General features: G+C 55.9%; 15 protein-coding genes. 3 read left to right on the forward strand and 12 right to left on the reverse strand.

The window, feature by feature from the left end:
• Positions 1–45: 45 nt before the first annotated feature.
• The 4 genes from G538_RS0109975 to hrcA form a co-directional block, all read right to left on the reverse strand.
• Positions 46–405 carry a histidine triad nucleotide-binding protein gene (locus G538_RS0109975; protein ID WP_029069210.1) on the reverse strand — a complete coding sequence of 120 codons (360 nt, stop codon included), beginning with the start codon at positions 403–405 and terminating at the stop codon, positions 46–48.
• A gap of 67 nt (positions 406–472) precedes the next feature.
• Positions 473–1,258 (reverse strand): 16S rRNA (uracil(1498)-N(3))-methyltransferase, encoded by a 786-nt coding sequence (locus G538_RS0109980; protein WP_029069211.1) that lies wholly within the window; start codon positions 1,256–1,258, stop codon positions 473–475.
• Between the two features lie 3 nt (positions 1,259–1,261).
• Positions 1,262–2,380: a molecular chaperone DnaJ gene (gene dnaJ / locus G538_RS0109985; RefSeq protein ID WP_029069212.1), complete on the reverse strand. Its 1,119-nt coding sequence runs from the start codon at positions 2,378–2,380 to the stop codon at positions 1,262–1,264.
• Positions 2,381–2,424: 44 nt separating this feature from the next.
• Positions 2,425–3,444 carry a heat-inducible transcriptional repressor HrcA gene (gene hrcA / locus G538_RS0109990; RefSeq protein ID WP_029069213.1) on the reverse strand — a complete coding sequence of 340 codons (1,020 nt, stop codon included), beginning with the start codon at positions 3,442–3,444 and terminating at the stop codon, positions 2,425–2,427.
• 141 nt (positions 3,445–3,585) lie between these two features.
• Here hrcA and G538_RS0109995 point away from each other — a divergent pair, with 141 nt between their 5' ends.
• Positions 3,586–4,452, forward strand: coding sequence for a DUF3097 domain-containing protein (locus G538_RS0109995; protein WP_029069214.1), 867 nt, complete (start codon positions 3,586–3,588; stop codon positions 4,450–4,452).
• On the opposite strand, the gene G538_RS0110000 is transcribed toward G538_RS0109995, so the two are convergent.
• The 4 genes from G538_RS0110000 to lepA form a co-directional block, all read right to left on the reverse strand.
• Entirely contained in the window at positions 4,424–5,302 is an 879-nt protein-coding gene (locus tag G538_RS0110000) for a hypothetical protein (protein ID WP_029069215.1), read from the reverse strand. The two genes, G538_RS0109995 and G538_RS0110000, sit on opposite strands and share 29 nt — an antisense overlap.
• Before the next feature lie 153 nt (positions 5,303–5,455).
• Positions 5,456–6,373: a DUF2189 domain-containing protein gene (locus G538_RS0110005; protein WP_029069216.1), complete on the reverse strand. Its 918-nt coding sequence runs from the start codon at positions 6,371–6,373 to the stop codon at positions 5,456–5,458.
• A gap of 106 nt (positions 6,374–6,479) precedes the next feature.
• A complete protein-coding gene (gene hemW, locus G538_RS0110010; RefSeq protein WP_029069217.1) occupies positions 6,480–7,760 on the reverse strand; it encodes a radical SAM family heme chaperone HemW in 1,281 nt (426 codons plus the stop codon).
• Between the two features lie 8 nt (positions 7,761–7,768).
• Positions 7,769–9,640, reverse strand: coding sequence for a translation elongation factor 4 (gene lepA / locus G538_RS0110015; RefSeq protein WP_157544418.1), 1,872 nt, complete (start codon positions 9,638–9,640; stop codon positions 7,769–7,771).
• Positions 9,641–9,727: 87 nt separating this feature from the next.
• On the opposite strand from lepA, the gene G538_RS16165 reads away from it, so the two are divergent.
• Both G538_RS16165 and rpsT read left to right on the forward strand, forming a co-directional pair.
• A complete protein-coding gene (locus tag G538_RS16165; RefSeq protein WP_084618295.1) occupies positions 9,728–10,267 on the forward strand; it encodes a type II toxin-antitoxin system PemK/MazF family toxin in 540 nt (179 codons plus the stop codon).
• A 237-nt stretch (positions 10,268–10,504) separates the two neighbouring features.
• The gene (gene rpsT, locus G538_RS0110025; protein WP_029069219.1) at positions 10,505–10,765 is read left to right on the forward strand and encodes a 30S ribosomal protein S20; all 261 of its coding nucleotides are present in this window, start codon (positions 10,505–10,507) and stop codon (positions 10,763–10,765) included.
• Positions 10,766–10,891: 126 nt separating this feature from the next.
• Here the strand turns inward: rpsT and G538_RS0110030 are convergent, their stop codons facing one another.
• The 4 genes from G538_RS0110030 to holA all read right to left on the reverse strand — a co-directional run bounded on the left by G538_RS0110030 (position 10,892) and on the right by holA (position 13,955).
• The gene (locus G538_RS0110030) at positions 10,892–11,602 is read right to left on the reverse strand and encodes a hypothetical protein (RefSeq protein ID WP_029069220.1); all 711 of its coding nucleotides are present in this window, start codon (positions 11,600–11,602) and stop codon (positions 10,892–10,894) included.
• Complete coding sequence (locus tag G538_RS0110035) at positions 11,599–12,471, reverse strand: ATP-binding cassette domain-containing protein (protein ID WP_029069221.1); 873 nt, start codon at positions 12,469–12,471, stop codon at positions 11,599–11,601. The genes G538_RS0110030 and G538_RS0110035 overlap by 4 nt, the downstream gene beginning before the upstream one ends.
• Complete coding sequence (locus tag G538_RS0110040; protein WP_029069222.1) at positions 12,464–12,826, reverse strand: GntR family transcriptional regulator; 363 nt, start codon at positions 12,824–12,826, stop codon at positions 12,464–12,466. The genes G538_RS0110035 and G538_RS0110040 overlap by 8 nt, the downstream gene beginning before the upstream one ends.
• A gap of 136 nt (positions 12,827–12,962) precedes the next feature.
• Complete coding sequence (gene holA / locus G538_RS0110045; RefSeq protein WP_029069223.1) at positions 12,963–13,955, reverse strand: DNA polymerase III subunit delta; 993 nt, start codon at positions 13,953–13,955, stop codon at positions 12,963–12,965.
• Positions 13,956–13,974 lie beyond the last annotated feature (19 nt).

A 13,974-nucleotide genomic window follows, 5' to 3' on the forward strand; every position in this document is an offset into this window, starting at 1 on the left:
AAGCAGTCGCAGTCTATCTGAGGAATTACCACGACCGAAGATCATTTATGCTGGCGTCCACCCTAGCCGCTGCCCGCCAAGGACATGCCCGTGAACGTGAAAAACTGACTGCCCGGCATTCGGCCCGCAGTTGAAGATGAAACGGAACTGGCCATCGGCGAGTTCAGATGCAACTTCATCAGCAAAAGTCACCAACTGCGCGAGAAGTTCTGGCTCTGCTTTTGCCACGTGAACGACATCCCCAAAGTGCCTTTTGGGCACGACAAGAACATGCATCTCTGCTTGTGGATTGATATCGCGAAACGCAATGACGTCATCGTTTTGCTTGACAATGTCAGCGTCAATTTTTCCCGTAGCGATCGAACAAAACAAGCAGTCACTGTGCTGGTTACTCGTAGCTGTCATACCCATCAGCCTAGCGCGATTTCGCGTCGTGGTCGTGGCGGCATACGCAGTGGTTCCTTGGTATCGCCTACCAACGCCGCGCCATGGCGCTCAGCACTGCTATGGCAGCGGGACCGGCAGTAGATGTCCGCAGGACGTGTGGGCCCAGTAACGTCAACGTTCCGCCGGCCTGAACAAAAGCATCTCGTTCAGCATCACTGATGCCTCCCTCAGGACCAACTATCACCAGCACCTCTGGCTGAGCAACCGACTCGTCCCTGTGCTGCAATCCAGCAATCGCATCGATGTCTACCAGCCCTTGAGTGGCTTGTTCGTGCAAGATGAGTGCCACACCCCCAGCAGCAGTTGTCGCAGCGATACGCGACACCAACGCTGACGATGACACTGGTTGCTCAACCTGCGGAAGACGGGCACGGCGCGCTTGCTTTGTCGCAGCACGAACTGTTGTTTGCCACCGAGCATGTGACTTAGCTGCACGCGGCCCACGCCACACCACGATGGACCGGTCTGCTTGCCATGGAATGACGGCATCAACACCAAGTTCTGTTGCTGCTTCAATAGCTAACTCGTCACGATCACCCTTTGCCAGCGCCTGCACCAAGACAAGGCTGAATGCGGGTTCAGGTTCATGGTTAATCTGAGTGACCTGAAGTGACAGGTTCTCACCTGATACAGCCTCAATCACGCAGGTTAAACGCACACCATGCCCATCGACAATGTCGATAATTTCGCCAGCGCCTCGGCGCTGCACAACACCAGCGTGCCGACCTTCAGCACCATCGAGAGTGAAAACGTCGCCCACAGTGAACTCAATGAGACGCGAAGATTCTAGGAAGAAGACCGGTGCACTCATCAATCAGCGACCAGAGAACTTTTCACGCAGTTTGGAAAACACTCCATGGTTACTGGACGACACGCGGCCCGCGGGACGTTCTTCGCCACGTAGCTGAGCAAATTGCTGAAGCAACTCAGCTTGTGCTTCGTCGAGGCCTACAGGAACTGTGACATCAATGTGGATGTTTAGGTCACCACGGCCGCTTCCGTGGAGGTGACCGACACCTAGACCACGAACTGTGACAATCTGCCCCGGCTGTGTACCTGGTTCCAGATCAACTTCGCGTTCGCCGTCAAGAGTTTCTAAACTCAACACAGTGCCCAACGCTGCTGCGGTCATCGGCACTTCAATGGTGCAGTGAATGTCATCGTCACGCCGAGTAAAGACTGGGTGTTTGCGCTCTCGGATTTCGAAGTACAAGTCACCAGCGGGGCCACCACCAGGGCCAACTTCGCCTTGACCTGACAGCTTCATTCGCACACCGTTTTCCACACCAGCGGGAACATCCACCGAAATGGTTCGACGTGAGCGAACTCGCCCTTCACCTGCACATTCGGAACAGGGTGTGGCAATTGTTGTACCGAACCCTTGGCACGCAGCACACGGCGCAGTGGTCATCACCTGGCCCAGGAACGACCGGGCTACGCGCTGAACAGAGCCAGTACCGTGGCACACTGAACACGTCGTTGGTGACGTACCTGGCGAGCAACAGGTGCCATCGCAGGTCCCACACACAACGGCAGTGTCCACCTCAATATCACGCTTGACACCAAATGCGGCGTCCTTGAGATCAATATCCAACCGCAGTAATGCGTCTTGCCCTCGGCGGGTGCGAGGAACCGGGCCACGCTGGGCGCTACCGCCACCGAAGAACGTTTCAAAGATGTCCTGGAAACCAAAGTTTCCGGCCCCTCCGCCACCTCCACCAGGAGCTGTCGGATCCACACCAAGATCGTATTGCTGACGCTTTTCTGGGTGGGACAACACATCGTAGGCGCGCTGCACATCTTTGAACTCGTCCTCAGCACCGGGGCCAGCCACATCAGGGTGGAGTTTCCGGGCCATCTTACGGTAGGCCTTTTTGATGTCGTCAGCGCTTGCGCCGCGGTCGACGCCAAGTGTTGCGTAGTAGTCGTTCACGTGTGCTCTCTGTGCTTCCTTGTGGTTGGGGCAGGGCGGGGCGGTCAGTGGGACAAAATCCGCGACAAGTAGCGGGCAACAGCCCTCACTGCTGCGATGGTCCCTGGGTAGTCCATACCCGTTGGTCCAATCGACCCGAGTGCACCAAGTGACTCAGTCGAAGACCCATAGTGGCTTGTGATGACGGAGGTTTCACGGAGCCCATCAAGCCGCGTTTCTCGGCCGATGCGCACAGTCACTGCGCCATGATCGTCTGCGATCTCTGAGAGAAGTTTCAACAGGACAACTTGCTCTTCGAGAGCTTCAAGTACCGGGCGTAGTTGAGTAATGACAACACCGTTACGAGTAAGGTTTGAGGTTCCAGCCAGAACGAGACGGTCCTCGTTTTCTTCATCCAGCGTCGCTGTCAGTAGATCCACGAGTTGGCTGTAGACATCAAAACTATCACCGCTGAACAGGTGTGCTGCTGCACGCAATCGTTCACCAACATGTGGTTGACGTTGCCCTACCGCAGTGTCATTCAACGTTGCCCGCAGTGTCACCAAAGCCTCATCAGTGACCGTTGGGTCAATGTCGAGGTGTCGCTGTTCTACTCGGCCAGTGTCTGTAATGACCACCATCAACACCCGTGATGGGTGGAGGCGGACAAGTTCAAGGTGACGCACCGTAGATTTCCGCAGAGAAGGGTACTGGACCACAGCGACCTGTCCAGTGATCTGCGCCAAAAGGCGCCCTGCCCGATGCACAACATCGTCGAGGTCAACAGCACGATCGAGGAAAGTCTTGATGGCATTTCGTTCAGCACTCGATAGCGGTTTCACATCTGAAAGACGGTCCACGAACACCCGATACCCGAGATCTGTGGGAATTCGCCCGGCGGAGGTGTGTGGTTGTGCAATCAGGCCAGCGTCTTCTAACGCGGCCATATCGTTGCGGATCGTTGCCGGAGAGACCCCTAAGCCGTGTCGCTCGGCAATGAGTTTGGACCCCACGGGTTCGCGTGTGCTGACGTAGTCCTCCACAATCGCGCGGAGCACTTCCAGCCTGCGTTGATCGGCTTGCATGGCGGCTCCCTTCCCTCACATCTTGGCACTCGCAGTTTGTGAGTGCCAATTCTACCGGGTTTTGTTCACAGTGAGTTGTGATTGTGGCCTTGACCGGGTGTCGGCACCATGTGATGCCACTATGAACGGTAATCTGCCCACGTGACATGGGATAGATATGGACAAGATGTTCTCGGTCAGCGCAAGAACACGCCCTCAGCGCCGCAGGTTCCCCAGGTGCCCGCGGCTCATGACCTCGTGGTGGAAGAGGTGACTACCGGGTGGGTGGGAGCTGTTGTCGGCGTGGAAAAGTCAGGGGGTATGCACATTGTTACCCTCGAAGACCGGCAAGGACGCACACGATCTTTCCGGCTTGGGCCAGGTTTCTGGGTCGACGGCCGTCCGGTAACGCTGGTGCCGCCACAAACCTCCGCGCGCCGCCCCCCTCAACGTACTGCGTCGGGATCAACAATGCTTGGTGCGCAACGTGCACGCGTGGCACGCCCATCACGTATCTGGGTTGAAGGGCGTCACGACGCCGAACTTGTTGAGAGGGTCTGGGGTGCGGACCTGCGTCATGAAGGGATTGTGGTGGAGATGCTTGACGGTGTTGACCACCTTCATGACCGACTGAATGAGTTCTCACCGACCACTGATTCACGCGTTGGCGTCCTGGTTGATCACCTTGTTCCCCGCAGTAAAGAATCACGTATCGCGGAAAGTGTCACCCAAGAATGGGGGCAAGATGCCGTACTCGTCCTAGGACACCCTTACGTCGATGTGTGGCAAGCAGTACGCCCACAGCGCCTCGGGTTAGAAGCTTGGCCCGTCATTGAACGTGGTGTGGAATGGAAACGCGGCATACTCGCCGAATTAGGTTGGCCCCATAATTCTCAGGCCGATGTTGCTGCCGCTTGGCAACGCATCCTTGGAACGGTGCGGTCCTACACCGACTTGGAGCCCTCACTGCTGGGAAGAGTCGAAGAACTCATTGATTTTGTCACTGTTGAGCCGCTTGAGGGTCGTTAGAATCCCCGTGCTGCAGATCTGCCATCGCAAACATCACCATGGGATGTGCTTTCACATGCCCAAACAGTGAGAACCTGGCCGCAATAACGGGCATGCTGCATTCCAACATCATGCCAAATTTCTCACCCCAGCTACTCGTTCGGGTGGAGGATTTATTACCTACTTCAGCCCGAGTGAGCCCCCTACCCACAAGTGCTGTCACCAGCCAAAGAACAGGCGCTTCAAGCAGGCTAAGAACGAACATCAAACTGACCACCAAGACAGCAATCGCTCCAAATAATGCAGCATAGATAATGAGCCCCGGACCGACAAAGATCGACGACTCCTGGTGCACGCTTGACGTGACGTCGAAAAAGTTGACCAAAGCGAGTCCGGCAACGAGGGCAGCGGGAACTGCACGGGCAAAAAACGCCACAATGAGAGCTAGCGGTTGGCGCAGAACATCCTCACGTGTCACTAAAGCAGCGGAAGAACCCGCTATCACGGCATTGTGCCCAGTGACCCCGTACTCCGCCTGTGACCATGCGATGGCAACCCAGCGTGGAATGTTCATCGCGAGCATAATGGCACCCATGACAAAATAGTGTGCAGATAGAGCATCTGTCTTGAGCATCGGCAGAACGATAGCCCACAATGCGAGAGCTCCCCACGCAAGTGAAGACAGAGCAAACCACGGAACATACCGGCGTCTCGCCTGACTGATCAGTTGTACGTCTGCCTCACCAAGCACGCTGTGCGCACGCGCCAGCGCATAGCGAGCACGGTAACGCCCTAAGGCGACCGAGTGTGCTGGAGGAATAGCCTCCCCTTGCACAACATGCGGAGGTAACTCGTGGCTCTGTTCAGTCATTGCATACTCTATTCTCGTAGCGCACTCGCGCACGGGAGCTCGTGCAGTGATCCGATGATGCAAAGATACTGAACACCTGCGACTAAACGGGCAGTAGACACAACAAAACTTGCCGGGAAAATTAAGAGGTTCCCGGCAAGTTTTGTTATTGCGTTACGGCGCTGGGTACTCGCCAATGAGTCGCTTGTATACCCACGCTGTGGCAAGGAGACCAACAGGTACTGCGACAAGCAAACCAACGAACAGAAGAAGCGTGCCAGCAAAGGAGACCAACCACACGAGGAGCATCAGCACAATCGCGGTTGGGAAGTTATTCCAGGCCAGCATGACTGACGCTTTGATGGCTTCCGTTGCATCAAGGCGCTTGTCGATCGCGAAGTACAGTGCGAACATCCCGAAGAAACTCACCACAAGAGAACCGATACCGGTTGGACTCAACAGCGCATTCGCAACGGCGATGAGAACAGCAACCAGAATTGGGGAACCCAAACCGGAGAAGTCGAAGAAGTCGCTGAATGCCAACTTCTTGCCGTTGACTACCTGCAGCGTAGCTTTGACAAACATCACGCCCGCAACCATTGCGGCTACTCCCACAACGAGGGCGAAGAAGAACAAGCCACCCAACGAGGCAACAGCAAAGATGTCTGGGCTACCGGATGCTGCCCCAAGGCCCACCACTGAACCAAAAATGAGCGAGATAACAAAAAGGATCACGCCGTAGACGAGGATCCCACCAATGTAGGCCCCTGCGTTCTGGGTGAATTTGCTCCACGCCCACGAGAAGCCTTCGCCAACCTGCACACCGTAGCCTGGGCCAGGCTGTGCATTGGGGGCTTGCTGATAGGGCTGCTGCGGCCCTGACTGCCCGTAGCCAGGTTGCTGGTATGGCTGCCCCTGTGGAGCACCGCCAGTTTGGTTAGGGTCTGTTTGACCGTATCCCTGCTGCTGGTAGGGATATGGGGGTTGTTGCGCACCGGGTTGGGCGCTTGACGGTTGCGCTGGACCCGTGGGCTCGCTGCCTGATGGCTGCTGTCCGTACGGGTTTTGCGAGGGGTCATTATTCATAGTCATGCGCTCTCCTAAGATGGACGCTACGTACGGCCAACATAACCCGCGCACTCAAAAAATGCACACGTTTCTCACGGCTCATCCACGTCAAATGATGGGGTGAAGAGCCCTATGTGAGATCGCGAACAATAGCGTCTGCTAGCAGACGTCCACGCCTTGTCAGTATTAATGTGCCGCGGACTGCCTCATGTGGGTCAACGAGACCGTCAGCAATTATTTGAGCGACACGGGGGCGGGCATCGGCCGTTAAAGCGCTAACCGGTAACCCCTCACGCATACGAATACCCAACATCACACGTTCCAGCTGTGCATCAGCGGCAGTGAGGATTTCACGGCCAGCAGCCGGAGAATTGCCCTGCTCAAGTGCGGCAGCATAGCGCACCGGGTGCTTGACATTCCACCAACGAATGCCAGCTTTCTCGCCTTCTTCAACTTTCCCATTAACCAACGGTGCACCACCGAGATAAGAGTGCGCACCAGGGCCCACACCCCACCAATCGTGCCCGCGCCAATAGGCAAGGTTGTGCCGGCATGGTTGGGGTTCGCCCACCTCGTTACGCCGGGACCAATTGGAGATTTCATACCACTCGAACCCTGCGTCAGACAGAAGTTCGTCAACACGTTCGTATTTTTCTGCTTGATCATCTGCCGACGGCAAAGCGATCTGCCCGCGGCGGACCTGCGCAGCCATTTTTGTGCCGTCTTCAACTACCAGGGCATAGGCAGAAACGTGTTGAGCCCCTGTGGCAATGGCAGTTCTGACTGAGTCTTCCCAGTCTGAGAGCGACTCCCCCGGTGTTCCATAAATGAGGTCCACAGACGTTTGGAGCCCGGCATCGTGCGCCCACTGCACGACGTGCGGAACATTTGCTGGATTATGGGTACGTTCCAGCGTTGCGAGAACGTGAGGAACCGAGGACTGCATGCCGATGCTCACCCTCGTGAACCCTGCAGCGGCCAACGTACGTAAATACTCAGGGGTCACTGAGTCTGGATTGGCTTCAGTGGTAACTTCAGCATCGGGCGCTAAACCCCACACGTCGCGCACCCGGTGCAACAAACGAACGAGGTCCTCAGCAGGAAGCATCGTTGGGGTGCCACCACCAAAGAACACAGTAGTGACTTGCCGGTCAGGAAAGCCTGCCTGACGTAACGCCTCACCTGCCAAGTCAATCTCTTGGCACGCGGTGTTGGCAAAGTTCCGCTGACTTGCTCCCCCACCGAGTTCAGTGGCGGTATAGGTGTTGAAGTCACAGTAACCACACCGCACCGAACAGTAAGGAATGTGAATGTACACACCAAAGTTGCGGCTGTGGGCGTGGTGGGCTGTCCACTGTGGCAATTCACCTGACGCTGGGGCGTCCTCCCCTTCAGGTAAAGCAGGTGACATAAGGTTTGCTACTTCTTCCGCGAATCGCCTTGCTCGGAGGTCAGTGCGGAGATGAAGGCTTCCTTCGGTACTTCAACAGTTCCGATGGTCTTCATGCGCTTCTTTCCCTCTTTTTGCTTCTCCAAGAGCTTGCGTTTACGAGAGATGTCACCGCCGTAGCACTTCGCCAGCACGTCTTTACGCATGGCTCGAATCGTTTCTCGAGCAATAACACGAGCACCAATCGCAGCTTGGATGGGCACTTCGTATTGTTGGCGCGGGATGAGTTCCTTAAGTTTTGTACACATCTTCACGCCGTAGGCATAGGCAGCGTCTTTGTGGACAATAGCGCTGAACGCGTCTACCCGCTCTCCTTGAAGAAGGATGTCAACCTTCACGAGTTCCGCCGATTGGCTGCCTGTCACGTCATAGTCCAGTGAGGCATAACCACGAGTACGGGACTTCAACGCATCAAAGAAGTCAAAAACGATGTCAGCAAGAGGGAGGATGTAGCGCATTTCAACACGGTCCGCTGACAGGTAGTCCATACCCTGAAGTTCACCGCGGCGTTCTTGACACAGTTCCATAATCGCGCCGATGTACTCGCTAGGCGCAAGAATGGTCGCTTTTGATACTGGCTCTTGAATGTCTAGCAGTTTGCCGCCGGGGAACTCCGAGGGGTTCGTTACGTTGATCCATGTTTTGTCTTCCAACTGCACGTCGTAGATGACGTTAGGGGCCGTTGAAATCAGATCAAGGTTAAATTCGCGTTCTAGGCGTTCACGAACGATTTCGAGGTGAAGGAGACCGAGGTACCCTACACGGAAGCCGAATCCCAAGGCCACAGAGGTTTCCGGCTCATAGTTCAACGCGGCATCGTTGAGTTTCAACTTATCCAGTGCGTCACGCAATACTGGGTAATCCGACCCGTCAATGGGATAAAGCCCGGAGAACACCATCGGTTTAGGGTCTGAATACCCAGATAGTGCGCTTTCCGCAGGCTTCTTCGCGTTGGTCACTGTGTCACCAACTTTGGATTGGCGCACATCTTTCACGCCTGTGATGAGGTAACCGACCTCACCAACACCAAGCCCCTTGGTTGGGATAGCTTCAGGTGACGACACACCAATTTCCAACAATTCGTGATGCGCCTTTGTCGACATCATGACAATGCGCTCGCGTGGGCTGAGGTTGCCGTCCATGACACGCACATAGGTAACTACGCCACGGTACGAGTCGTAAACAGAGTCGAAGATCATCGCACGTGCTGGTGCCTCGGCGTCACCAACAGGGTTGGGAATGGCCTGAACGATCCGGTCGAGGAGCACCTCAACACCCTCACCAGTTTTCCCCGACACACGTAAAACGTCATCGGGGTCGGTTCCCACCAAGCCAGCGATCTCTTCGGCAAACTTCTCAGGCTGGGCGGCTGGAAGATCAATTTTATTGAGAACTGGAATGATCTCCAGCTCGTTTTCCATTGCGAGGTATAAATTCGCCAACGTTTGGGCTTCGATGCCCTGCGCAGCGTCAACCAACAACACGGCACCTTCACAGGCCGCAAGAGAGCGAGAAACTTCATACGTGAAGTCAACGTGCCCTGGAGTGTCAATCATATTGAGCGCGTACGGAGTGCCCTCAACTTCCCATGGCATGCGCACAGCCTGGGACTTGATCGTGATACCGCGTTCACGTTCGATGTCCATACGGTCAAGGTATTGAGCGCGCATTGAGCGCGCATCCACCACACCGGTCAGTTGGAGCATGCGGTCGGCGAGGGTCGACTTACCGTGGTCGATGTGCGCGATGATACAAAAATTGCGCAACAGTTCAGGGGAGGTCGCCGCGGGCTGGATGCGAGCTTGGCTGGCTGCCGAAGGGATGGGAGTCACGGGGATCATTCTTCCATGTTTGGCCTGACAAGATGAATCGTGTGGCTATGAAGCAGGCCACTTACCATAACTCACCGAGGCCGCTACGGTTCTGCTATGTCTTCTTTCCCCTGGCGACGCATCGGCGCTGCGCTTTTTCGCGCTCTGCGCCCACGCGCATCACGACCACCACACACCCCTCAGCCCAATCAACAGTCTCCTCGCCAGTCAACACCGGCGACACTCCCCCACTCTGACGCACCACGAAGGGCCGGCCAATACCCCGGCGACTACACAGGCAGCTTTACTGCTACCTACGATCCACACATTGATGGCAACGCTGACCCCGGTGAAATAGTTTGGGCCTGGGTCCCGTTCGAAGAAGACCACACGCAAGGCAAAGACCGACCTGTACTTCTCGTGGGGCGCGATGATCAGTGGCTCCTTGGGCTCATGCTGAGCTCACGCGACAGAGATCAACGTATGGCGTCAAACTGGGTAGAAATTGGCTCAGGTCCTTGGGATTCACAGGGCCGCCCCAGTGAAGTACGAGTAGATCGCATTATCCGCGTCAACCCATCGTCAGTTCGCCGGGAAGGCGCAGTCCTGCCCCGCGGTCTTTTTGACCAGGTCATCGCAGCGACACGGCGGTTCTAACTCACACGTCTATGGCCACTGTCCGTGCGCAAAGTCACGCGAAACATGCCCCTCTATACGCCAGGTCTCCATTGGACTTGGCTGAAATGGTTGGTAGCATTATCAGTTGCATGTCCGTCAAGGTCGGCGGGCATCGTTCCAGTACCTCACCACGGGTTCCCCACCCCAGTCCCGGTGCTGGAAAAGCCTTCTACGACCTGTCAGCTCACCACAAGGTGAACAAAAGAAAGTCCTAACGTGGCAAACATCAAGTCCCAGATCAAGCGCATCCGCACCAACGAGAAGGCTCGCCTTCGTAACAAGGCCGTACGGTCCGAGGTTCGGACATACGTACGTTCCGTTCGTGACGCTGTTGCTGCTGGCGACAAGGAAGCAGCAACCACTGCTCTCCGTGCCGCTACTCGCAAGCTTGACAAGGCAGTTTCCAAGGGTGTTCTCCACAAGAACCAGGCAGCGAACCGCAAGTCGGCTCTTGCCCGGGCCGTGGATTCACTCTGATTCACAGTTCGCTGTGAATGCTTAACACATAACAATGGCGCCGCTCCCGTGTCTCGGGGCAGCGCCATTGGTGTATTACGCGGATGCTTCTCAACGCACATGCAAGTCGGGTGGAGCCGTTTTCAGTTAGCGCACTGATGCGCGGCGCAAAGCAAAGTACTGGGCGGCTAAGGCTATCGCTCCCACCAACACTCCGCCCACCACACCACTCACCCATGTTGCATCTGCGATCCACTCTGGGATCGCTGGTGCAGCTAAAGCCACTCCCGCGACGAGAACAAAAACCAGCACAATCGCTCCAATAATCGGGCCTTTTGATCCAGCTTTAACAAACAGCGAACCGAAGGCGCCACCTATGCTGAGGGCTACAAAAGTGATTGTTGCTGTCAGCAATCCCACGCGCAGGTAGTTGTCCGTTCCGAAGATCGCGACATCAAAAACATACGCTCCAACAAACCATTGGTTTGTTAGTTTTTCGATGCTGCACAAGGTTACGGCAATCAGTCCTGCATAGATGCTCTGCACACCGAAATACAGGGCTGTTCCTGCGCTGTACGCCCGGCGGGTGGTGCCCATGGACATTCCGAAAGGGAAGGTCGTCGCGACGGCTTGCACTCCGAGATAGACAAAGAAACCGGTGATGCTCCATACGGCACCGCCATTATTACGAAACCCTTGGATGACCTCAGGTGAGTCCATATCCAGCCCGAACCGTGCCATGGCAATGGCGACGATCATCGACACAGCAACAACACTGAGGTACACAAAAAATGGAACGCCGAAAACCATTTCGCGTTTGTTGAGGTGTAGGCGGGTTACAGCCAGGCTGCGGATCATGATTTCACTCCTTGTTGATTGTCTCCGATAGCTGCCACGAGGTCGTGGAGTGGGAGATCGCGAACATCAAGACCAGCTGGAACAGATGATGGCACTGGGCCGGCAAAAGTTGCTGTGGCCAACGAGCCAACAGCCCGTACCGTCATTGCCGCGTTCTCATCTGCCCACGTGCGCACGGTTTCAGCGCGCCCAGACACTTCATACCCAAGACTTTGTAAGTCATCTGCGGCGGCGTCTAGGTGCACTTTTCCGTGGTGCAGAACGATGACATGGTCAAAGATAGATTGCATCTCCCCAACAAGGTGTGTGGACAGAACAATGGTTCGCGGGTGACGTGTGTAGTCCTCAATGAGGACTTCGTAGAACTTGTGCCGCGCTGAGACATCGAGCCCTAGATACGGTTCATCGAAGATGGTGATGGGTGCGCGTGAAGCCAGCGTCATGGTGATGGCTAGTGCAGAGAGTTGACCTCGTGAAAACTTCTTTGTGTCCGTTTTGGTTGGTAGCCGGAAGTTCTCTGCTAGTTCCTGTGCATAGTCACTATCCCAGTGGGGGTGGAAGGCTGGAGCGATCCGTAGTGCATGGGTGAGTTTATAGTCATCGGGGTAGCGCTGGTTGTCGCGGATGAAACACGTCTGCGCAGCAACTGCGGCTGACTCGAAAGGTCGTTTTCCGTGCACTTCCACTCGGCCGTCAGTGGGCTGGTCGTGCCCGGCAATGAGGGACATGAGGGTTGTTTTTCCGGCTCCGTTGGAACCGAGGAGACCACAGATTTGCCCAGTCTTTATGGATGTTGTTACCTCGTCAAGAGCGGTGACAGAGCCGAAACGACGTGTTACACCGCTGAGATTGATGGCGTTGTCAGTCATGTGGGTACTCCTGTGTTATCAGGGTGATGAGTGCCTCAAGGTCAATACCGAGGGCGTGGGCATCGTGGACAAGCTGCTGGACGTTCGTGGCAATCAATTCGTTCTTTTTCCTGTCATGCAGCACTCTGCGCGCGCCTGGGGCAACAAACATGCCAATGCCTCGTTTTTTGTACGCGATGCCTTGGTCAACAAGGAGGTTGAGTCCTTTTGCGGCTGTGGCTGGGTTGATCCGGTAGAACACTGCCAATTCGTTGGTTGACGGCAAGTGGTCTTCTTCGTTGTAGGTTCCACGCACGATGTCGTTCGCGATGGTGTCTGCGATTTGCTGGAAGATGGGTTTTGAATCATCGAACACCTCATCACCTCACTGGTTCATTACTCATGTAACTAACCTACGAAACTACTGTTGCTTCTGTCAACCCCAGAAACACAAAAGAGTCCCACCTTTGTCACATCAACAAAGGCAGGACTCTCTTCACTAACGAGTCAAGTTAGCGCTCTTGGTTCGCGCACTCAGCAATCACTCGCACAGCACGTTCAACGGCAAACACCGGGTCTCGGCCGGCACCTTTCACCTGATGATCCGCTTCCGCAACAGCAATGATGGCTTCTGCGAGCGCATCGGGTCGCCAGCGCACGAGTTCTTTGCGGGCCCTGTCGATTTGCCATGGTGCCATTGCCGTGTCTTTTGCGGTCCGCCCAGATCGCATTCCTGCGACTTTGGCTAGTGCTCGCAGTTTCATGGCGAGCGCTGCAACGAGTGGGACAGGATCAGCTCCGGTTGCCAGGGCGTGGCGCAGGAGGGTCATGGCTTCTGCGGTGTTACCTGCTGCTGCTGCGTCTGCGACTTTGAACCCTGTCGCTTCGACGCGTCCCCCGTAGTAGCGTTCCACGACTGTGTCAGTGATGGTCCCTTGGGTGTCACTGACGAGTTGTTGGCATGCGGCTGCTAGTTCGCGGGTGTCGGCGCCGAGGGCTCCGACGAGTGCTCGCACAGCGTCGGTCGTTGCTCGTCGCCCTGCGCGTTGGAATTCTGCTGATGCGAATGACACTTTGTCGGTGTCTTTTTTTAAGGGGTCACATTGCACGGTGGGAACGCCCGCTGCTTTGAGGGCGTCGAGCATCTTTTTGCCGCGCACACCACCGCGGTGGGCAAGGACGAGCCAGACATCGGATGCTGGTTGTTTGAGGTACTGGGGGATGTCTGCGATGAGGGCGTCGCTGGTCGCTTCACAGTTATCGATGATGACGAGGCGCGCCTCGTCAAAGAGTGACGGACTAGTGAGGACTTGGAGCATTTGCGCTTGGTAGGTGGCTGCTGTCAGCGTTGTGCGTTCGACGCCTGGGTCTGCGGCTTGGGCTTTTCGCAGGAGGGTTTCTAGTGCACGGTCAACCAGTAAGCCTTCAGCTCCTTGGACCAACACGATGGGCGCAAGGTCAACTGTGTCCCAGGTGGCTGTGGTGCGTGATGTTCTGGTGGCCATACGGCTAAGCGTGTCATGG

Source organism: Jonesia quinghaiensis DSM 15701 (assembly GCF_000423205.1).
GTDB classification, from domain to species: domain Bacteria; phylum Actinomycetota; class Actinomycetes; order Actinomycetales; family Cellulomonadaceae; genus Jonesia; species Jonesia quinghaiensis.

Bases quoted from the DNA above. Each gene is read 5' to 3' on its own strand.
- hrcA (WP_029069213.1), bottom strand. From the start codon at position 3,444: ATGCAAGCCGATCAACGCAGGCTGGAAGTGCTCCGCGCGATTGTGGAG.
- G538_RS0110000 (WP_029069215.1), bottom strand. From the start codon at position 5,302: ATGACTGAACAGAGCCACGAGTTACCTCCGCATGTTGTGCAAGGGGAG.
- G538_RS0110030 (WP_029069220.1), bottom strand. From the start codon at position 11,602: ATGATCCGCAGCCTGGCTGTAACCCGCCTACACCTCAACAAACGCGAA.
- G538_RS0110005 (WP_029069216.1), bottom strand. From the start codon at position 6,373: ATGACTATGAATAATGACCCCTCGCAAAACCCGTACGGACAGCAGCCA.
- holA (WP_029069223.1), bottom strand. From the start codon at position 13,955: ATGGCCACCAGAACATCACGCACCACAGCCACCTGGGACACAGTTGAC.
- G538_RS16165 (WP_084618295.1), top strand. From the start codon at position 9,728: ATGTCTTCTTTCCCCTGGCGACGCATCGGCGCTGCGCTTTTTCGCGCT.
- hemW (WP_029069217.1), bottom strand. From the start codon at position 7,760: ATGTCACCTGCTTTACCTGAAGGGGAGGACGCCCCAGCGTCAGGTGAA.
- G538_RS0110035 (WP_029069221.1), bottom strand. From the start codon at position 12,471: ATGACTGACAACGCCATCAATCTCAGCGGTGTAACACGTCGTTTCGGC.
- G538_RS0109975 (WP_029069210.1), bottom strand. From the start codon at position 405: ATGACAGCTACGAGTAACCAGCACAGTGACTGCTTGTTTTGTTCGATC.
- G538_RS0109980 (WP_029069211.1), bottom strand. From the start codon at position 1,258: ATGAGTGCACCGGTCTTCTTCCTAGAATCTTCGCGTCTCATTGAGTTC.
- lepA (WP_157544418.1), bottom strand. From the start codon at position 9,640: ATGATCCCCGTGACTCCCATCCCTTCGGCAGCCAGCCAAGCTCGCATC.